General features: G+C 64.1%; 19 protein-coding genes. 16 read left to right on the top strand and 3 right to left on the bottom strand.

Features of this window, described 5'->3' with window-relative positions; all coding sequences use genetic code 11:
• The first annotated feature begins 4 nt into the window (after positions 1 to 4).
• The 8 genes from LDO41_RS07375 (at position 5) to msuE (ending at position 7,741) form a co-directional block, all read left to right on the top strand.
• The gene (locus tag LDO41_RS07375; protein WP_223983912.1) at positions 5 to 1,498 is read left to right on the top strand and encodes a M81 family metallopeptidase; all 1,494 of its coding nucleotides are present in this window, start codon (positions 5 to 7) and stop codon (positions 1,496 to 1,498) included.
• A 144-nt stretch (positions 1,499 to 1,642) separates the two neighbouring features.
• On the top strand, positions 1,643 to 1,924 hold the full coding sequence (locus tag LDO41_RS07370) for a UxaA family hydrolase (protein ID WP_223983903.1): 282 nt from the start codon (positions 1,643 to 1,645) through the stop codon (positions 1,922 to 1,924).
• A 70-nt stretch (positions 1,925 to 1,994) separates the two neighbouring features.
• Positions 1,995 to 3,170 carry a UxaA family hydrolase gene (locus LDO41_RS07365; protein WP_223983901.1) on the top strand — a complete coding sequence of 392 codons (1,176 nt, stop codon included), beginning with the start codon at positions 1,995 to 1,997 and terminating at the stop codon, positions 3,168 to 3,170.
• A complete protein-coding gene (locus LDO41_RS07360; protein ID WP_223984307.1) occupies positions 3,170 to 4,105 on the top strand; it encodes a hydroxyacid dehydrogenase in 936 nt (311 codons plus the stop codon). The genes LDO41_RS07365 and LDO41_RS07360 overlap by 1 nt, the downstream gene beginning before the upstream one ends.
• On the top strand, positions 4,102 to 5,118 hold the full coding sequence (locus LDO41_RS07355) for an Ldh family oxidoreductase (RefSeq protein ID WP_223983898.1): 1,017 nt from the start codon (positions 4,102 to 4,104) through the stop codon (positions 5,116 to 5,118). The genes LDO41_RS07360 and LDO41_RS07355 overlap by 4 nt, the downstream gene beginning before the upstream one ends.
• A 69-nt stretch (positions 5,119 to 5,187) precedes the next feature.
• Positions 5,188 to 6,204 (top strand): Bug family tripartite tricarboxylate transporter substrate binding protein, encoded by a 1,017-nt coding sequence (locus LDO41_RS07350; protein WP_223983896.1) that lies wholly within the window; start codon positions 5,188 to 5,190, stop codon positions 6,202 to 6,204.
• A 100-nt stretch (positions 6,205 to 6,304) separates the two neighbouring features.
• Positions 6,305 to 7,045 carry a GntR family transcriptional regulator gene (locus LDO41_RS07345; protein ID WP_223983894.1) on the top strand — a complete coding sequence of 247 codons (741 nt, stop codon included), beginning with the start codon at positions 6,305 to 6,307 and terminating at the stop codon, positions 7,043 to 7,045.
• A gap of 129 nt (positions 7,046 to 7,174) precedes the next feature.
• Positions 7,175 to 7,741 carry an FMN reductase gene (msuE, locus tag LDO41_RS07340; protein ID WP_223983891.1) on the top strand — a complete coding sequence of 189 codons (567 nt, stop codon included), beginning with the start codon at positions 7,175 to 7,177 and terminating at the stop codon, positions 7,739 to 7,741.
• Between the two features lie 28 nt (positions 7,742 to 7,769).
• Here msuE and LDO41_RS07335 read toward each other — a convergent pair whose 3' ends face one another.
• Positions 7,770 to 8,018, bottom strand: coding sequence for a hypothetical protein (locus tag LDO41_RS07335; protein WP_223983889.1), 249 nt, complete (start codon positions 8,016 to 8,018; stop codon positions 7,770 to 7,772).
• Between the two features lie 61 nt (positions 8,019 to 8,079).
• Positions 8,080 to 9,555, bottom strand: a complete 1,476-nt coding sequence (locus tag LDO41_RS07330; RefSeq protein WP_223983887.1) for an amidase — start codon at positions 9,553 to 9,555, stop codon at positions 8,080 to 8,082.
• A 209-nt stretch (positions 9,556 to 9,764) separates the two neighbouring features.
• Between LDO41_RS07330 and LDO41_RS07325 the strand changes: the two genes are divergently transcribed.
• From LDO41_RS07325 to LDO41_RS07315, 3 genes are all read left to right on the top strand, one after another.
• A complete protein-coding gene (locus LDO41_RS07325) occupies positions 9,765 to 10,763 on the top strand; it encodes a zinc-dependent alcohol dehydrogenase family protein (protein WP_223983885.1) in 999 nt (332 codons plus the stop codon).
• Positions 10,764 to 10,939: 176 nt separating this feature from the next.
• Positions 10,940 to 11,203, top strand: coding sequence for a helix-turn-helix domain-containing protein (locus LDO41_RS07320; RefSeq protein ID WP_223983884.1), 264 nt, complete (start codon positions 10,940 to 10,942; stop codon positions 11,201 to 11,203).
• On the top strand, positions 11,200 to 12,528 hold the full coding sequence (locus tag LDO41_RS07315; RefSeq protein WP_223983883.1) for a type II toxin-antitoxin system HipA family toxin: 1,329 nt from the start codon (positions 11,200 to 11,202) through the stop codon (positions 12,526 to 12,528). The genes LDO41_RS07320 and LDO41_RS07315 overlap by 4 nt, the downstream gene beginning before the upstream one ends.
• A 2-nt stretch (positions 12,529 to 12,530) precedes the next feature.
• Here LDO41_RS07315 and LDO41_RS07310 read toward each other — a convergent pair whose 3' ends face one another.
• Complete coding sequence (locus tag LDO41_RS07310; RefSeq protein ID WP_223983882.1) at positions 12,531 to 13,472, bottom strand: LysR family transcriptional regulator; 942 nt, start codon at positions 13,470 to 13,472, stop codon at positions 12,531 to 12,533.
• 91 nt (positions 13,473 to 13,563) lie between these two features.
• On the opposite strand from LDO41_RS07310, the gene LDO41_RS07305 reads away from it, so the two are divergent.
• The 5 genes from LDO41_RS07305 (at position 13,564) to LDO41_RS07285 (ending at position 17,827) form a co-directional block, all read left to right on the top strand.
• Entirely contained in the window at positions 13,564 to 14,358 is a 795-nt protein-coding gene (locus LDO41_RS07305) for an SDR family NAD(P)-dependent oxidoreductase (protein WP_223983881.1), read from the top strand.
• 96 nt (positions 14,359 to 14,454) lie between these two features.
• Positions 14,455 to 15,423, top strand: coding sequence for a Bug family tripartite tricarboxylate transporter substrate binding protein (locus LDO41_RS07300; RefSeq protein WP_223983879.1), 969 nt, complete (start codon positions 14,455 to 14,457; stop codon positions 15,421 to 15,423).
• A 72-nt stretch (positions 15,424 to 15,495) separates the two neighbouring features.
• The gene (locus LDO41_RS07295; RefSeq protein WP_223983878.1) at positions 15,496 to 16,020 is read left to right on the top strand and encodes a carboxymuconolactone decarboxylase family protein; all 525 of its coding nucleotides are present in this window, start codon (positions 15,496 to 15,498) and stop codon (positions 16,018 to 16,020) included.
• 140 nt (positions 16,021 to 16,160) lie between these two features.
• The gene (locus LDO41_RS07290; protein ID WP_223983877.1) at positions 16,161 to 16,475 is read left to right on the top strand and encodes a helix-turn-helix domain-containing protein; all 315 of its coding nucleotides are present in this window, start codon (positions 16,161 to 16,163) and stop codon (positions 16,473 to 16,475) included.
• Positions 16,472 to 17,827, top strand: a complete 1,356-nt coding sequence (locus LDO41_RS07285) for a type II toxin-antitoxin system HipA family toxin (RefSeq protein WP_223983874.1) — start codon at positions 16,472 to 16,474, stop codon at positions 17,825 to 17,827. Before LDO41_RS07290 ends, LDO41_RS07285 begins: the two co-directional genes overlap by 4 nt.
• The last annotated feature ends 34 nt before the right edge of the window (positions 17,828 to 17,861 follow it).

Raw genomic sequence — 17,861 nt, 5'->3', positions numbered from 1 at the left:
GTCCATGAAGATTCTGATTGCCAGGCTGAACCACGAAACCAACACGTTCTCGCCGGTCGCCACGCCGCTGGAATCGTTCGACCCGCAGTACGGCGAGCAGGGCTACCGTGCCGCGAAGGGGTCGCGGACCGCCGCCGGCGCCTTTATCGACCTCGCCGAGGCTGCGGGCGCGGAGATCGTCGTACCAGTGATCGCGGGCGCCAACCCGAGCGGGCGCGTGGCGGCCGCGGCCTACACACACCTCACCGATACGATCGTGGCGGCGGCGCGAGGTTGCGACGCGCTCTTGCTCGATCTCCATGGTGCGATGGTGGCGGAGAACAGCGACGACGGGGAGGGCGATCTGCTCGCGCGCCTGCGCGAGGTCGTGCCCAACGTACCGATCGCCGTGGCGCTCGATCTTCACGGCAATATCACGCAAACGCTGATCGATCACGCGGACATTGCCGTCAGTTTCAAGACGTATCCCCATGTCGATATGTACGAGACGGGCGAGCATGCCGGTCGTCTGCTGCTGGACATGGTGGCGCAACGAGTCCGTCCCGTCATGGCATGGCGCCGGCCGCCGCTCATTACCCATACCCTGCGCAGCCGGACCGATGAGGGCGCCATGGCGCGCGCGGTGGCCCGCGCGAAGGAAGCCGAGCGGGACGGCATGCTTGCCGTGTCGGTGCTCGCGGGCTTCGGTCTGGCCGATATCCCAGCGCCTTGCCTCAGCGTGATCGTCGTCGGCAACGGCGATCAGAACGCCGCGGAGGCCGTGGCCGACCGCATTGCCGCGCAGATCTGGGCAGAGCGGGCCGATTTTGTCTATGACTCCGAGCCTCTGGCGGATTCGATCGCCACCGCGGCGCGGGCAGCCGAATCGGATACACGAGCTGGCGACAAACGTGGGCCGGTGCTACTGCTCGACCACGGCGACAACTGCATGTCGGGCGGCACGTGCGACAACATGGCCGTGCTGCACGAGGCGTTGGCACAGGGGCTCGAGGACATCGCGGTCGGCCCGGTGTGCGACCCGGAAGCCGTGGCAACCCTGATTGCGGCAGGGGTTGGGGCGCAGGTCACGCTCAAGGTGGGGGACAAGGTCGCCATGCCGCAGCTCGGCCTGTATCCCGAGTCGAAATCGCTGTCCGGCACCGTTGCCGCCATCAGCGACGGCGAGTACGTGATCTCGGGACCGACCTATACCGGCCAACGGATTCGCATGGGCCGCACGGCGCTGCTCGATATCGGGGCGGCGAAAGTCATCGTCACGGAAACGCCCCAGGAGCATTGGGACCTTGGCATCTTTACCCATATCGGCGTCGATCCCCACGCCGCACGATTCGTGTTGCTGAAGTCGCGCATGTACTGCCGGCCGGTGTTCGTACCGATCGCCAAGGCCGTGGTCGAATGCGACGGAGATGGCGTAACTAGCTCGCGCTACGAGAAATTTCCGTTCCGCAACGTGGCTCGGCCGGTGTTCCCGCTGGATAAGGATTCAGCCCGGAACTGATCCTTCGGATACGGCGTCCACCAGACGACTCCCCCGGGAGTCGCTTTTTTTACCCTCTCTAAATTCATATATATGAGCTAGTTGACATGGATGATTCCAGCGCCTACGATGGTTTCCACACTGACCCACAAAGAGGAGACAAAGATGATTCACGTGGTACTGCATGACGCCCGGGACACCGTTGCGGTGGCGGTAGTCGAGGGAATCGAGGCGGGCACGAAGCTGAATGCCTGGATCATGGATGAAGACAAGGTGGTGACGGTTACCGCGCTGCAACCGATTCCAATCGGGCACAAGGTGGCGTTGTGTGACATGGACGTGAACGAGACGGTCTACAAGTACGGTATCGACATCGGCAAGGTGGTGGCACCGATCAAGGCGGGGCAGCACGCCCACGTGCACAACATCAAGACCAAGCGCTGGTAAGGCGCGCAGTCTGCGCAGCGCTACCGAAGCCACTTCCTTTTCCAAGCATCCAAGCACTGAGGACCTTGTCATGTCTGTCATCGATCAAAACACCACCTTCTGGGGATATCGTCGCGACAACGGCCGCGTGGGCGTCCGCAATCATGTCGTTATCCTGCCGCTGGACGATCTCTCCAATGCCGCTGCGGAAGCGGTTGCCGCTGCGATCAAGGGCACCATGGCCATCCCCCATCCGTATGGGCGGCTGCAGTTCGGCCCGGATCTGGATCTGCATTTCCGCACGCTGATCGGTGCGGGGAGCAACCCCAACGTTGCCGCTGTGGTGGTGATCGGCATCGAAGACGGCTGGACCAAGAAGGTGGTCGATGGCATCGCCAAGACTGGCAAGCCGGTGGTGGGTTTCGGCATCGAGGGCCATGGCGACCATGAGACCATCATGCGCGCCTCGAAGGCGGCGAAGCAGTTCGTGCAGTACGCCACGACGCTCCATCGCGTCGAGTGTCCGCTCAACGAACTCTGGATCTCGACCAAGTGCGGCGAATCTGACACCACGTCGGGTTGCGGGGCCAATCCCACAGTCGGCAACGCGTTCGACAAGCTGCATCCGCTGGGCACCACGCTCGTATTCGGCGAGACCTCCGAGCTGACCGGCGGCGAGCAAATCGTTGCGGCCCGTTGCGCCAACGACGACGTGCGTCACAAGTTCATGGCGATGTTCGAGCGCTATCAGGGCATGATCGATCGCTGGAAGACCTCGGATCTATCGGAGTCGCAGCCCACCAAGGGCAATATTGCCGGTGGCCTCACCACCATCGAGGAGAAGGCGCTCGGCAATATTCAGAAGATCGGCAAGAAGTGCACGGTCGACGGCGTGCTCGACAAGGCCGAGGAGCCGACGCATCCGGGCCTCTGGTTTATGGATTCGTCGTCCGCCGCAGCGGAGATGGTGACGCTGTGCGCGGCGGCCGGTTACGTTGTGCACTTCTTCCCGACCGGTCAGGGCAACGTGATCGGCAACCCGATCGTCCCCGTTATCAAGCTTTGCGCGAATCCGCGTACGGTGCGCCTGATGAGCGAACACATGGACGTCGATTGTTCCGGCCTGCTGCAGCGCGAGCAGACCCTGGACCAGACCGGCGACAAGCTGCTCGAATGCATGATGGCCACCATCAACGGTCGCTGGACGGCTGCCGAGGCACTCGGTCATCGCGAATTCGTTCTGACCCGTATCCACGAGTCCGCATGATGAAAACCATCTGCATCAGCGAGTTTATGGATCCGGTCGCGGTGCAGGCCCTCACCCCCGGCTTCGACGTGCAATACGAACCGGGGTGGGTGGACCGGCGTGCGGACCTGATGGGCGTCCTCGACGGTGCGCACGCACTGATCGTGCGCAACCGGACGCAGGTCGATGCGGCGTTGCTGGCTGCGGCGTCTCGCCTGCGGGTGGTCGGGCGGCTTGGGGTCGGGCTGGACAATATCGACGTCGAGGCCTGTCAGCGGCGCGGTATCCGTGTGATTCCGGCACTCGGTGCCAATGCGCGCTCCGTCGCCGAGTACGTGGTGACGACGGCCGCGGTGCTGCTGCGTGGGGCCTATCTGTCGGGCGCGGAAATGTCGGCCGGCAAATGGCCGCGCGCGCGGCTGTCAGATGGCCGCGAGGCGCTGGGCAAGACCCTCGGACTGGTGGGCTTCGGCGATATCGGCCGGCGCACCGCCGCGCTGGCCAGGGCGTTCGGCATGGAGGTCATCGCGCATGATCCGATGCTGGCTGCCGACGATCCGGTCTGGGCAACCAGCGGCGTGCGCGGCGTAGGCTTCGATGAGCTGTTGGCCCAGGCCGATGCCGTCAGTCTGCATGTACCGCTCGTGCCCGCCACGCGGCATCTGATCGATGTCGGCCGGCTTGCAGCGATGAAGTCGGGGGCCGTGCTGATCAACACCGCGCGCGGCGGCGTCGTGGATGAGGCGGCGCTGGCTGACGCCTTGCGCGCGGGACATCTCGGCGGCGCGGCGCTGGACGTCTTTACCGAAGAGCCGCTACCTGTCGGCAGCCCGCTGGCCGAAGCACCCAACCTGATCCTGACGCCGCATATCGGTGGCGTCACGCAAGAGGCCAATGCGCGCGTGTCGATGATGATCGCGCAGGCCGTTCGCGCAACCCTGGAGGCGAATTCATGACGCGTGTCGCGCTCGATGAGCTGGAACGTATTGCCGCATCGGCGCTCCGTCGCGCGGGGGCCAGCGCGCGGCAGGCTGCGGCGACGGCCGCCGCGCTGGCGCGTGCCGACGCGGTAGGGCTGCCCTCGCATGGCGTGTCGCGCGTGCCGATGTACGTGGCGCACCTGCGTCACGATCGGGTCGTTGGTCATGCCGAGCCCGTCGCGCGAAGCACGCGCGCCAGTGCGGTGGTGGTCGACGCGGGCTGCGGCTTTGCGTTTGCCGCATGCGACGTTGCCATTGCCGAGGCGATGCGCCTGGCCCGTACGACGGGCGTCGGCGTTGCGGCCGTGACCAACAGCCACCACTTCGGGGCGGCGGCGCTGCCGCTGGAGGCGGTGGCCAGCGCGGGGATGATCGGGATTGCCATGGGCAACTCGCCGGCAGCGATGCCGGCCTGGGGCGGCAAGCGTCCGCTGTTCGGCACCAACCCCATCGCGGCCGTATTCCCACGCCGCGATGCGGCGCCCGTGGTGATTGATCTGTCGCTGTCCGAAGTGGCGCGCGGCAAGATCATGGTGGCGGCAAAGCAGGGCAAGGCGATACCGCTGGGGTGGGCGCTCGACGAAGCCGGGCAACCCACCACGGATGCCAGCGCGGCCCTGCGCGGATCGATGCTGCCGGCGGGTGGCGTCAAGGGCGCGATGCTCGCGCTCATGGTGGAGTTGCTGGTGACGTCGCTAGCGGGCGCGCAGTTCGGTGCCGAGGCCGATTCGTTCTTCGATGACGCGGGCAATCGTCCGCGTATCGGTCAGTTGTTCCTCGTGCTCGATCCCGGCGCGTTTGCGGGTAGCGATATCTACGCCGAACGCGTGGAAGCGCTCGTGCATACGCTGCTGGACGACGCCGGTGCGCGTCTGCCGGGCGCGCGGCGGCAGCGCGCGCAGGCGGACGCGGCGGCGCAAGGTGTGGAGATTCCGGAAGCGTTATGGAGTGATCTGAAGTCTTTGGCGGGGGAATCGATCGAGGCATAACGTACACCCCCATTCGTGCATCGGCTAGCCCGCGTCAGACGGGCTGACGGCAACAAAAGGAGACAAACCATGTATCAGCGCTTGAACCGTAGCGCGCGTAGAGGCTTTTGCCTTGCGTTTGCTACGTTGGCAGTGGTCACCACCCTCGCGGGTCCGACACCCGCGGCAGCAGGGGCGCCGCAGGATGGCGTGGCGAACTATCCCGACAAGCCGATCCGATACGTGGTGCCGTTTGCCGCGGGCGGGCTCACCGATCTTATGGCGCGTACCGTCGCGCAGCAGTTGTCGGAGGAATGGAAGAAGCCCATCGTCGTCGACAACAAACCGGGTGGAAACGCGAACATCGGCGCCGATCAGGTCGCGAAGGCGCCCGCCGATGGCTACACCTGGCTGGCGGTTACCCTGACGCACGCGTCCAACGTGACGCTGTTCCCCTCGTTGCCGTTCAATATGCAGAAGGATCTGCTGCCAGTCGTGCGCATCGCCTCGTCGCCGATGGTAGTCGTGGTCCCGGCCAACTCGCCGATCAAGTCGATGAAGGATCTGGCGGCCGCCGCGCAGAAGACGACCTTGAATGCGGGATCGAGCGGCAATGGCACGCCGCCACATCTGACGCTTGCGCTGTTCGAAAGCCAGAGCAACGCTAACCTGACACATGTGCCATACAAGGGCGGAGCGCCCTCGATGACCGATCTCATCGGTGGCCAGATCGATGTGGTGTTCTCCAATTTCCCGGAATCGCTGGCCTATGTGAAGGCCGGCAAGCTGCGGGCCCTGGCCGTGACCACGCGCGAGCGGCACCCGTTGCTGCCCGATGTCCCGACGGTGGCCGAGGCCGGGTATCCGGACCTGATCGTCGAGAACTGGACGGGGCTGATGGTGCCGGCGGGGACACCGCGGCCCATCGTCGACAAGATGGCAGCTTCGGTGGCGCGCATGCTGGCGTCGGAAGCAGTGCGGCAACGCATTACAACGGCGGGCTTCACGCCCGCACCACAGGCGGGGCCGCCGTTCGCCGAGTACTTCGGCATCGAGGTGACGCGGTGGGCGAAGGTGATCGAGGAAAAGCGCATCCGGGTCGAGTAAATCCGGTCTCGCCAACGCTTTTCAGTATCATGTGCGTTATCTATATGACCTTGCGGCCCATGACTACCTCATGGGCCGCGTAACCAGAGGATTCCTGGCTGTGGGGACCAGATTCGACGCCGGTGCCGCGATTGGTGGCGTGCTGTACAAGGACGTGAAGCGCGCCATGCTTGCCGCCCTTGCGGAAGGCGAGTGGAAGCCCGCGGAAGCGATACCTTCGGAGCGCAAGCTGATCGAGCGGTTCGGCGTTTCCATCGGCACGCTGCGGAAGGCGATCGATGAGCTGGTCGCGGAGAACCTCCTGATCCGCCATCAGGGCCGCGGCACCTTCGTTGCCACGCACCGCATGGAGGATCATTTCTTCCGGTTCTTTCGCGTCGTGCGTCAGGATGGCTACCGTGAGTACCCCACCGTGCGCCTGGTCCGCTTCCGGCGTGGCAAGGCGGACAAGTCCGAAGCCGTGGCGCTCGGCCTGTCCGTCGGCGATGCGGTGTTGCGGTTCACCAATGTCCTGTCGCTGGAGAAGACGCCGGTCATGATCGACGCGATCACGGTGCCGGTGGAACGCTTCCCGACGCTGACCGAAGTGCAATTGCGCGAGCGTCCGAACACGCTCTACAACTTCTATCAGGATGGGTTTGGCATCAATATCATTCGCACCGAGGAACGCCTGCGCGCGACGCTCGCGAATGACGACGATGCGGATCTGATGGAGGTGCCGGCCGGCAGCGCGTTGCTGCAGGTGCTGCGTACCGCGTACTCGTACCACGACGAACGTGTCGAGTATCGGGTCTCCAAGCTCAACACGGCGCACCACGAGTTCACGCTGTCGCAGCCCTAGCGTCCATCCTGTAGCGTCCCTCCGGTAGCGTCCCTCCGGTAGCGTCTATAGTTAGTCGTTTTGCTTCGTTCATCCGACCGGCGCGCTAAGTTAAGGTAGATCACCTTGATGCCGAATTCGGAGAAATCTGTGGCTAAGCCGCTCAAAGTCGTTGCCGTAAACGGCAGTGCCTATCAACCGTCGCGTACGCGCGTGCTGGTCGAGGCCTTGCTGGCCGAACTTTCGCAGAGCCTTGTGCTGGAGACGCATGTCGTGGATCTCGCGGAGATCGCGCGGCCGCTGGGCGCGGCACTGTCACGGGACGAACTGCCGGCCGAGATCGAGGCGCAGATCGTGGCCATCGAGGCCGCAGACCTGATCATTGCCGCGGCGCCTGTGTATCGCGGCTCGTTCCCGGGCCACTTCAAGCATTTGTTCGATCTGGTCGGCATGGATGCGCTGATCGACAAGCCGGTACTGCTGGCCGCGACTGGCGGTAGCGATCGCCATGCGCTGGTCCTCGAGCATCAGTTCCGTCCGCTGTTCGGTTTCCTGCAGGCGCTGTCGCTGCCGATCGGCGTGTACGCGTCGACGGCGGATTTCAATGGCTACGAAGTGGGCAGTCCCGCGCTGCGGGAACGCATCCGCCTGGCGGCCGAGCGTGCCGCACCGCTGTTTGCCGACGCCGCGCGCCAGCCGCTGCGGCGCGTGGCGTAAGCCATCCTGATCGCGGGAAGATTCCAGCTTAAATGCCGAGAATCTTCTTCGCATCTCCCAGCGACTTCATCGAGGCATCGTGATTGCCGGCCTTGTGCTGGGCTTCGCCATCGGCGCGCAGCTTGGTGACCTTGGCACTGTCCTCCGGCGATAGCGCCGGTTTGGTGGCCAGCTTGGCGTCGATGGCCTTCATTTCGTTGGGACAGTTGTGCGCGAGCGCGATGCCGCTGGCGCTCAACAGCACGAGCGCAGCGAGAATGTGAGTAGAGGTACGCATTTTCGATCTCCTGTCGTGACATAACGGCATTCGGGAAAACCGATTCAGGATAGTGCATGCATCACGCGATTGCAGGGGGCAAGTATCTGCCTACCCAGTCGCGCTCGCGTTCGTAGGCCGCCGCCAGTCGCAGAACCGACAGATCCTCGCGCGGACGTCCGATCAACTGCATCCCCATCGGTAGCCCATTCGCACCGAAGCCTACCGGCACACTGACCACCGGCGAGCCGGCCAGCGTCCATGGCACCACGACTTCCATCCAGCGGTGATAGGTATCCATGGCGCGGCCCGCGATCGTCGTGGGCCAGCGTTCGTTGATATCGAACGGAAACACCTGCGCGGTCGGTACGGCCACGTAGTCGAACTTCGCGAACAGCCGTTGCAAGGCCTGATACCACGCGGTGCGATCGGTGCTGGCCGCATAGAGGTCGGTGGCCGTGAGCGGCAGCGCGCCCTCGATTTCCCAGATCGCCTCGGGCTTCAGTTGCGCGCGCGTGTCCGCATTGCGATAGAGCGCCATGCGTGCGTTGCCGGTGAGAAAGTGCCGGTGCACGAGCCACGTCTTCCAGATGCGCTCGGCGGGAAACGGCGGCGCGATCGCTTCCACCTCCACGCCGAACGCGGACATCGATGAGAGGGCTTCCTCGCATAGCGCGAGAATGCCGTCCTCGATCGGCAGGTACCCATTCCAGTCGCCGAGCCACGCAATGCGCGCGCCGGCCAGATCTGCCGTGAGCGTTGCTTCCACGTTGTCCGGCGTCAGCGTGCTCAGTTGCGGATCGGTTGGCAGTGCCTGCGGTGTACGCACATCGGGCCCGGCCTGCGTGGCCAGCAGCAGTGCGAGGTCCGCCACGTTGCGCGCCATCGGTCCTTCGCAGCCGAGCTGCGGCAGGAAGGTCTCCGGCGTCGGACCGTATGGCACACGACCCGCCGATGGCCGATAGCCATACACATTGCAGAAGGCCGCGGGATTGCGCAGCGAACCGCCAAAGTCGCTGCCATCGGCAACCGGCAGCATGCGCATCGCCAGCGCGGCCGCCGCGCCGCCACTGCTGCCACCGGCCGAGCGCGTGGCATCGTACGGATTGCATGTGGCGCCGTACACCTCGTTGAACGTGTGCGAGCCAAGCCCAAACTCAGGTGTATTGGTCTTGCCTATGAACAGTGCCCCGGCGCGGCGCGCACGCTCGACCACCACGGTGTCGGTGGTCGGCACGTTGTCGCGAAAGATCGGCGAGCCGAACGTCGTGCGCAACCCCCGCGTCATCGCGAGATCCTTCGGCGCCTGCGGCATGCCATGCATCCAGCCCATCGATTTGCCCGCGGCCAGCGCTTCGTCCGCGGCCGCCGCTTCGCCCATCAACGCCTCCGCCTCGCGCAACGCGACGATCGCGTTGACCTGCGGGTTATACGCATCGATGTGCGCGAGATACGCCCGCATGACCTCGCGGCACGAGAGCGCGCCACGATGAATCTCGCGCGACAGCTCACGCGCGGACAGTGCAACGATGGGATCGAGAGAAAGGGGGCGAGTCATGATGTGCTGAAGGTATCGAATGGGGGGATCGACAGCGAGGATCATGCCGCCGAATGACTGATGGGGGCAAGCACGGCGCGCGCCCCTAAACAATTCCGCATGACCGGCATGCGTTAACGTCGATTTACGCTGCGGGGTGTGGCGCCAACAATGGAGACGTGCAAGCAAATATACGCAACCGAATGCCGGATGGCAGCAAGGAGTGGAACATGTCGGATATCACCATGCAGGCGCTGGTCGTCGATCAGGCTGGGGCCCTGATGCGCAAGGTTGCCATGGCGCGGCCCGTGGCGGGGCCAGGGCAGGTGCTGGTACGGATTGCGGCGAGTGGGGTGAATCCGCTCGATACCAAGATTCGCGCGGGTGCCGCCGCGCATGCGCGGCAGCCATTGCCGGCGGTGCTGGGGCTCGATCTGGCGGGCATCGTCGAGGCAGTGGGCGAGGGGGTGAGCGCGTTCAAGCCAGGCGATGCCGTGTTTGGCATGACGGGCGGCGTCGGTGGTCTGCAAGGGTCGCTGGCCGAGTATGCAGCGGTGGATGCCGCGCTGCTGGCGCACAAGCCCGCCAGCCTGTCGATGCGCGAGGCGGCCGCGCTGCCGCTGATCGTGATCACGGCGTGGGAAGGGCTGGTTGACCGGGCGCGCGTGCAGGCGTCGCACAAGGTGCTGGTGCACGGCGGTGCCGGTGGCGTGGGGCACATCGCGGTGCAACTGGCGCGCGCGGCCGGCGCGCAGGTGTATGCCACGGGCAAGGCGTCGCAGCGTGCGGTCATCGAGCGGCTGGGGGCCACGTATATCGATCGGGAAACCACGGTGGCCGACTACGTCCAGCAGTACACAGCGGGCGAAGGCTTCGACGTGATCTACGACACGGTGGGCGGCGCGGTGCTCGATGCCTCGTTCGCGGCGGCGCGTACGTATGGTGGGCATGTCGTCAGTTGCCTGGGCTGGGGCACGCACGCGCTGGCGCCACTGTCGTTCCGCGCGGCGACATACTCCGGGGTGTTCACGCTGCTGCCGCTGCTGACGGGGCGCGGGCACGCGCATCATGGCGAGATCCTGCGCGAGGCGGCGCGCCTGGCGGCGGACGGCAAGCTGAGTGTGCTGATGGACTCCCGCCAATTCACGTTCGAGGACGCCAATGCTGCCCACGCGGCGATCGAAACCCGCTCCGCGCAGGGCAAGATCGTGGTCAATGTGGCATCGTAAAATATTATTTGCGGCGCATTAGGCCTTTTTGTATAATGCGATCGTATTGTTTTTGTGGCATAGCAATGCGATAGCATTGCTTTTTCAACCTTGCTTGTAGAGAGGTCATGGAGCATACTATAGTAGCTTTTTGCTAGTAAAATCATGCTATGACATTACTTTCGCAGTCCCAGGCCATGAGGCGCCAGCGGAAAATCACCATCGCCGACTTGAGTCGTGTCGTCGGCATGGCCGCGCAGAATCTATCGGCCATCCTGCAGGGCAAGAAGGACAGCCGCGCCTCTACCTTCGAATCGCTGGCGGCCGCCATGGAGGCCGAATGGGTGCTGGTGCCCAAAGAGCGCCTGATGGAGGTACGACAGATTCTCGAAGGCAAGGGCAGCGGCCCGGACCGCGCCGCCCGTTCCTCGCTCGACGTGTTCCTGAGCCATCACGAATGAGCTTCGAACTGCGTCCCCGCTATCTGGAGATTCGCCTTTACGACCAACTCTGCGGCTACCTGTGCGAAGCCGGTGGCAACACCCGCTTTGTTCCCTCGGAGGCATTCCGCGGTGATGCCGATCGTCCCACGCTGAGCCTCTCCATCACGGTCCCCACCGAGGCTGGTCGGGCGGCGACGTCCGAGGTGCTGGACAACGCGTTCCACCCGGCGATCTACAACATCGGCGCCGAGCTACCACCGTACTTTGCGGGCTTGCTGCCGGAAGGGGTGCTGCGCCAACGGCTGGAGTCCACGCGCAAGAACCCCGAGGACAAGGATGACTTCGGCGTGCTCGCCTCCGCGGGCAACGATCTGCCGGGCGCTGTCGTCGTGGTGCCGGCCGACATCGATACCCTTCCCGAATACGTGCGTACCTACGGCGTGACCGGTGGCGCGGACAACCTCGAGATCGCCGTGGTGGAGGGCGCCACGGAAGGCGCGGCATCGGTCTCGGGCGTGCAGAACAAGCTGGCGCTTTCCACCGTGCGCAGAGGGGAGCGGTACACGCTGCCGACCCACGGCAAGGTGTCCGACATCATCGCCAAGCTGCCAGCGCAACACGACGATGCGCAGGTATTCAACGAGTTCGTCTCGATGCAGCTTGCCGCGGCGGCCGGGGTGAACATCGCCCCGGTGCGGGTGCTGCCGATGTCGAGCATCGACGTCGAAGGGCTGGCCGAGTCGTTCGGCGAAGGGTTGCATTATCTGGCCGTGGATCGTTTCGATCGCGGCCCCGGCGGCCGCGTTCACGCCGAGGACGGCTGCCAGATGCTGGGCCGCATGCCCAACAAGAAGTACGCCGGCGTGGACGCTTATGTCCGGCTCGTGGCCGTCCTGTATCGCCTGAGCCCAAGCGGCGTGCAGAACGTGCGCCAGTTTTTCCTGCGGCAGGCGGTCAATACTCTGATCGGCAACAGCGACGCGCATCTGAAGAACTTCTCGGTGATCTACCACAACGGTCGCCTGCCCGAGCTCTCGCCCGCCTACGACATCGTGTGCGTGGCCGCGCTGCCGAACTTCACGTCATACGGCCAGAACGTGGCGATCGACGAGCGACAGCGCAAGGAGACGCTCGACGTGTACGAGGCGATCGCGGAGCGCGCCGGCGTCCCGAAACGCATCGCGACGGCGGCGGTCAAGGAGGCCGTGGCGCTCGCGCACGGTCATTGGCCCGGGCTGCTGGAGACGCTGGACGCGCCGCAGGCCATCCGCGACGTGATCACCGATCGGCTGGCAACGTTGCCACTGGCGCAGGCCGGCAGGGCCAGCAGAAAATCTTCCTGACGTTAGTGGCGGTCCGTCGCGGGTGGCCAGATCCATTCGGGCATCTTGTCGATCAGCGCGTCCGCCACCACGCGCACCTGCTGTTCCGCGTACTCGGCGATGGGCGATAGCGGCGACGCCTTGCGGCGCACGATGCCGACCGATCGCACCGGCCCATCGACGATCTCGGCCACGCGCATGCCCTTGAACGACAGCAGCGGCAGAATGCCGAGATAGGGCAGCACGGCGATGCCGAGCCCCTGCTTGACGAAGCCCGCGATGGTGCCGATCTGATCCAGCTGCAGGCGCGGCTGGAAGATCAGGCCGCGCTGCAGGAACGCGGCGCTCATGTATTTCTTCGCCGTGCTCGCATCGGTCATGCTGATCAGTGGCAGATCGACCAATTCTTCCATGCGCATCTGCTTGCGCACGCGCCGGTGCCAGCCGGCTGGCGTCAACAATACAAAGCGATCGCGCAGGACTTCCTCGAACTGCAGATCGGCATTCGATGGCGAGGCCGAGGCCAGCGCGAAATCCACCTGATAGCGAATCACGCGCTGCACCGCAGCCTGATCGGCGCAGTCGAACAGCGAGATCTGCGCATGCGGATAGTGTTGTTCGAGTGCCGCGCAGACGCCGGGCAGCAGCACGCTGGCAAGCGACGGTAGCGCGGCCATCGCGATGCGATGCGCCTCGTGTTCGGCACGATCGCGCAGATGCCGCAGCCCCGTGTCGTACTCGCCGATCACGCGTCGCGCCATCGGCACCAGTTCTTCACCGGCGGGCGTCAGGCGCACGCTGCGCGTCGACCGCTCGAACAGTGCGACACCCAGTTCCGTTTCCAGATCCTTTACGGCCTTGCTCAGCGATGGCTGCGTGATGAAAAACTGCTGTGCGGTGCGGCTGAAGTTCAGCGATTCGGCGAGCGAGAGAAAGATGCGGAGCTGACGCGGAGCGATATTCATTCGTGGGACCGATCAACATATAGATATTTTGAATTTCAGGGAAAAATGTAGCACTGACTAGAATGGGCCAGCAAAAAAACAAGGAGACGAGATGCTGGACCTGCAAGGCAAGGTCGCCCTGATCATGGGCTGTGGCGCGGTGGCGCAAGGTTGGGGCAATGGACGCGCCACGGCCATGCTGATGGCCCGGCAGGGCGCGCGCGTATTTGGCACCGACCTCGTGCTGGAGAACGCGCAGGAAACCCAGCGTGTGCTCGCGCAAGAGGGTTACGAGGCCGACGTGGTCGCGTGTGATAGCACCAAGGCCGATCAGGTGCAGCGCACCGTCGAGGCCTGCATGGCGCGTCATGGCCGCATCGATATCCTCGTCAACAACGTTGGCCTGTCGCAGCCCGGCGGTCCCATCGATATGGACGAAGCGGTGTGGGACGCGCAGATGCAGGTCAATCTCAAGGGTGCGTTCCTCACGTGCAAGTACGTGCTGCCGATCATGAAGCAGCAGGGTGGGGGCGCGGTGGTCAACGTGTCATCGGTGGCGGGGTTGCGCTACGTTGGCAAGCCGCAGGTGGCCTATGCCGCGGCGAAGGCCGGACTGATGCATTTCACGCGCACGACAGCCGTGATTCACGCGCCGGACAATATCCGGCTGAACTGCGTGGTGCCGGGGCTGATGCATACGCCGCTGATCGAGGGGCTGGCCAGCAAGTACGCCAATGGCGATACCGATGGCTTTATCGCGCATCGCAACAATCAGGTGCCGATGCGGCATATGGGCGAAGGGTGGGACACCGCGCATGCCGTGCTGTTCCTGGCCGCGGACGAGAGCCGCTATGTCACGGGCACCGAGATCATTGTGGATGGCGGGCTGGTGGCGGCCACCCGATAAGAACACACATAACAAGAGGAGACCACCATGCCATACGTATCATCACGCCCGTCCGGCGGCTTGGGTCGCTTGGGTCGCTTGGGTCGATTGGGTCGCTTGGGTCGATTAGGCCGGCTGCTGTTGCGCCTGTCCATGCCACTGCTCGCGCTGGCGGCCACGCCGGCGTTCAGTCAGAACTGGCCGGCGCAGCCGATTCGCCTGATCGTGCCATTCGCGCCCGGCGGCGCGGTGGATCAGACCGCGCGCACGATCTCCAACGCGCTTGGCAAGCAGCTCGGCCAGACCATCGTGATCGAGAACAAGCCCGGCGCGAGCGGTTCGCTTGGCGCGACCGATCTTTCGCGCGCCAAGCCCGATGGCTACACGCTGATGCTCGCGCTCGACTCGCAGGCCGTGAATCACTACACCGTGCGCAACCTGCCGTTCGACACGTTCAAGTCGTTCGACTACCTGAGCCTGCTGGTCACGACGCCGCAGGTGCTGGTGACGAACAACGACGTTCCGGCCAAAGACCTCGAGCAACTGGTGACGTATCTGAAAGCCCATCCGAACACGTCATATGGGTCGGCGGGCACGGCCTCGGCCGGTCACGTGAACAGCGCGCAGTTGTCGATCGCGCGGCAACTGTCCACGCAGCATATCCCGTACAAGGGCGCGGGCCCGCTGCTGACCGATCTGCTCGGCGGCCATATCCAGTATGCGTTCGCGGGGCTGTCCGTGATGCTGCCGCATATCCAGGCCGGCAAGATCCGAGCAATCGCGGTTAGCTCGCCCAAGCGCTCGGCGATGCTGCCGAACGTGCCAACCATGAGCGAAACGATTCCCGGCTTCGAGTATCCGACGTGGATCGGGCTGGTCGCACCGAAGGGTTTGCCGGCGGACGTACGTGAGAAAATCCTCGCTGCCACGCGCACCGTGATGCGCGATCCCGAGGTGGCCAAGCGCTTCGCCGACAACGCATTCGATATCGTCAACAATAGCCCCGAAGCCTTTGCCGCGCGCGTGAAACAGGACTCCGACGTGATGGCGGACCTCGTGCGCCGCAAGGTCATTGTGGCGGAATAAGCGTGACCGAATAAGTGTGGCCGAATAAGTGTGGCCGAATAAGCGCGACCGAAAAACAGGAACTCAGAGAACATGGCAAATATTCCCTACGCGGACCTCAACGCCCCCGAGGTCAAGCCCATCGTCGATCGCATCGTGGCGGAACGCGGCAGCGTGCTGCATCTGTACCAGATGCTGCTGCATTCGCCGCCCGTGGCGCAGGGCTGGCTTACCTACCTCACGGCCATCCGCCAGCAATCGACGCTGCCGGGCGCGCTGCGCGAACTCGTGATCATGCGCGTGGCGGCGCTCAATGGCGCGCCGTATGAAGCGGACCAGCATGCGCCGATCGCACTGAAGGAAGGCGTCACCCAGGCCCAGCTCGATGCGTTGCCGTCATGGCGCGAGAGCAGGCTGTTCAACGACACCGAACGCGCGGTGCTGGCGTACACCGATGCCATGACGCGCGAGATCCAGGTCGATCCGGCGGTGTCCGCGGAAGTCGGCAAGCATTTCTCGCACCGTCACCTGATCGAACTGACCGCAACCGTGGCGGCGTACAACATGGTCTCGCGCTTCCTGGAAGCGCTGCAGGTGCACTCGCACGACGCACGCTGACCGGATTGTCCACGGGAAAAATGAGCAGCAAAGTAGGATTTTTGCGATTTGTCCTACTTTACTGCTCAATTTTTCTTGAATCTAGGTGAGCAATAAAGTAGGATAAGCGTAAATTATCCTACTTTACTGCCATGACAAGCTTGACGGAAATCGCATCCTTTCTCCGGAAGAGGCTGACGAGCAACAAGCTTTCGCAACGCGAGCTCGGTGAGCACGCCGGCATTGCACGCCGAACACTCACTGGCGTCCTCAGTGGAGATGCCGACTACAAGGTCAGCACCCTGTTGGCGGTGTTGGATCGATTAGGTTGCGAGCTAGCGATCGTTCCCAAGAGCGCAGCGGCAGGTCTTGCCAACGATGGCTCGTTCGAGCCCAGCGCCCCCAATGTGAAGTCGGTTGTCGATGCCGCTCGCGAGCGCCTCGATAAGAATCCATCCTCCAAGAAGCCGAAATGAACGTTCGAGCGCTCGGGATTTTCATCGGCCGCGGTTTGCGCGTCGGTGTCCTGTTTCAATATGCAATGGGTGCGCAGGTCGTCAATCGGTTCGTGGCGGACGACGGCTTCAGCAATCTGTCTCCTGCGCCCACCCTGTCGCTTTCCATGAAAGCGGAAGACCCGGGCGCTCAGAAGGCACTCTGGAGCGATATCCGTTCGACGTTGTTCAACGGCGCTTACAGCCCGGCAAACGGTTGGCTGCTTCCTGCCTTCTTCCAGAATCTGCTACCGGAAGGCGTATTTCGAGACCACGTCGCGGCGCTCCGCAAGTGCGACCCGAAGGACCACTTCGAGATGCTCGCCGCTTGTGGCCTCGACCTGCCGGGCAACGTCTTCGCCATGCCGCTGGAGCTGACCCGCGATGAGCTGGCGCATTACGTCACGCAGGATGCCGACTCACTGGAGATGTCTGTGACGGCGGATCCGATGGAAGAGGGGGTGTCCCTTTCCGGCGTCCAGCCAAAAGTTGGGGTCATCTACGAAGCCGGCCGCTATGTGGGGCGCACCAAGATGCAGGACACCCACATCATTGCCAAGTTGCCAGTAGTTGGGCAGCCGCGGCTTCCCGAGTTGGAAGACCTCTCGCTGCGATTGGCGGGCGCCGCCGGAGCAAGCGTTACCGCTGCACATCTGGAGCCTCTCGAGAAGCTCGCAGTCGAACATGGCTATGACCTGGGCGATGCAGACCAAAAGACAAACTTCCTCGCGGTGGTTCGTTATGACCGGGAACCCGGCCAGCGGCGCATCCATACCGAGGACTTCGCGCAGGTCCTGGGCGTCGCCCCCGAGCAGAAGTATGTCGGAGGCACGTATCTCGATGTAGCCGCTGTGTTGATGGGATTCGAGTCCCTTGGGGAGCCAGCGGTGCATGAGTTGCTCCGTCGCCTCGTGATCAACGAAATGCTGGGTAACCCCGATATGCATTTGAAGAACATCGGGCTGTGGTACCCCGATGGCATGACGCCAGAGTTGCCGCCGGCTTACGATATCGTGGCCTATGCCGCGTACAACAAGCGCAACGGACATGCGCTCCACATCCTGCCCTCGGACATGATGCCGAAACCAAAGCGTGACGACGCCGGACGGGCGGCCAAGCCCAGCGTCAGCCCGGCTATCGTGCGCAGGTTTTGCGCGGAGTTGTCCCTCCCAGAGAAGCCCGCCGCGAAGGTGGTACGAGAGACTGTCGCGGCCGCGGTCGCCAACTGGCCGGACATGATCGCGCAGTCGCTGCTGACCGAGCAGCAGAAAAGCCGACTGCTATCGCACTTCAACAGCCACGCGCTGGTCGCGTCTTTGCTCAAACGTACCTAGGCCCGAGCGGCTTGGGTTGACGGCGTGCGCGCGG

It is taken from the genome of Cupriavidus pampae, assembly GCF_914271485.1.
In the GTDB taxonomy this organism is placed as follows: domain Bacteria; phylum Pseudomonadota; class Gammaproteobacteria; order Burkholderiales; family Burkholderiaceae; genus Cupriavidus; species Cupriavidus pampae.
The sequence above is the reverse complement of the archived record's forward strand: the minus strand, read 5'-3'. Positions and strand labels throughout refer to the sequence as shown.

Coding starts and splice junctions, on each gene's coding strand:
- LDO41_RS07375 (WP_223983912.1), top strand. CDS start 5: ATGAAGATTCTGATTGCCAGGCTGAACCACGAAACCAACACGTTCTCG.
- LDO41_RS07370 (WP_223983903.1), top strand. CDS start 1,643: ATGATTCACGTGGTACTGCATGACGCCCGGGACACCGTTGCGGTGGCG.
- LDO41_RS07365 (WP_223983901.1), top strand. CDS start 1,995: ATGTCTGTCATCGATCAAAACACCACCTTCTGGGGATATCGTCGCGAC.
- LDO41_RS07360 (WP_223984307.1), top strand. CDS start 3,170: ATGAAAACCATCTGCATCAGCGAGTTTATGGATCCGGTCGCGGTGCAG.
- LDO41_RS07355 (WP_223983898.1), top strand. CDS start 4,102: ATGACGCGTGTCGCGCTCGATGAGCTGGAACGTATTGCCGCATCGGCG.
- LDO41_RS07350 (WP_223983896.1), top strand. CDS start 5,188: ATGTATCAGCGCTTGAACCGTAGCGCGCGTAGAGGCTTTTGCCTTGCG.
- LDO41_RS07335 (WP_223983889.1), bottom strand. CDS start 8,018: ATGCGTACCTCTACTCACATTCTCGCTGCGCTCGTGCTGTTGAGCGCC.
- LDO41_RS07330 (WP_223983887.1), bottom strand. CDS start 9,555: ATGACTCGCCCCCTTTCTCTCGATCCCATCGTTGCACTGTCCGCGCGT.
- LDO41_RS07325 (WP_223983885.1), top strand. CDS start 9,765: ATGTCGGATATCACCATGCAGGCGCTGGTCGTCGATCAGGCTGGGGCC.
- LDO41_RS07320 (WP_223983884.1), top strand. CDS start 10,940: ATGAGGCGCCAGCGGAAAATCACCATCGCCGACTTGAGTCGTGTCGTC.
- LDO41_RS07315 (WP_223983883.1), top strand. CDS start 11,200: ATGAGCTTCGAACTGCGTCCCCGCTATCTGGAGATTCGCCTTTACGAC.
- LDO41_RS07310 (WP_223983882.1), bottom strand. CDS start 13,472: ATGAATATCGCTCCGCGTCAGCTCCGCATCTTTCTCTCGCTCGCCGAA.
- LDO41_RS07305 (WP_223983881.1), top strand. CDS start 13,564: ATGCTGGACCTGCAAGGCAAGGTCGCCCTGATCATGGGCTGTGGCGCG.
- LDO41_RS07295 (WP_223983878.1), top strand. CDS start 15,496: ATGGCAAATATTCCCTACGCGGACCTCAACGCCCCCGAGGTCAAGCCC.
- LDO41_RS07285 (WP_223983874.1), top strand. CDS start 16,472: ATGAACGTTCGAGCGCTCGGGATTTTCATCGGCCGCGGTTTGCGCGTC.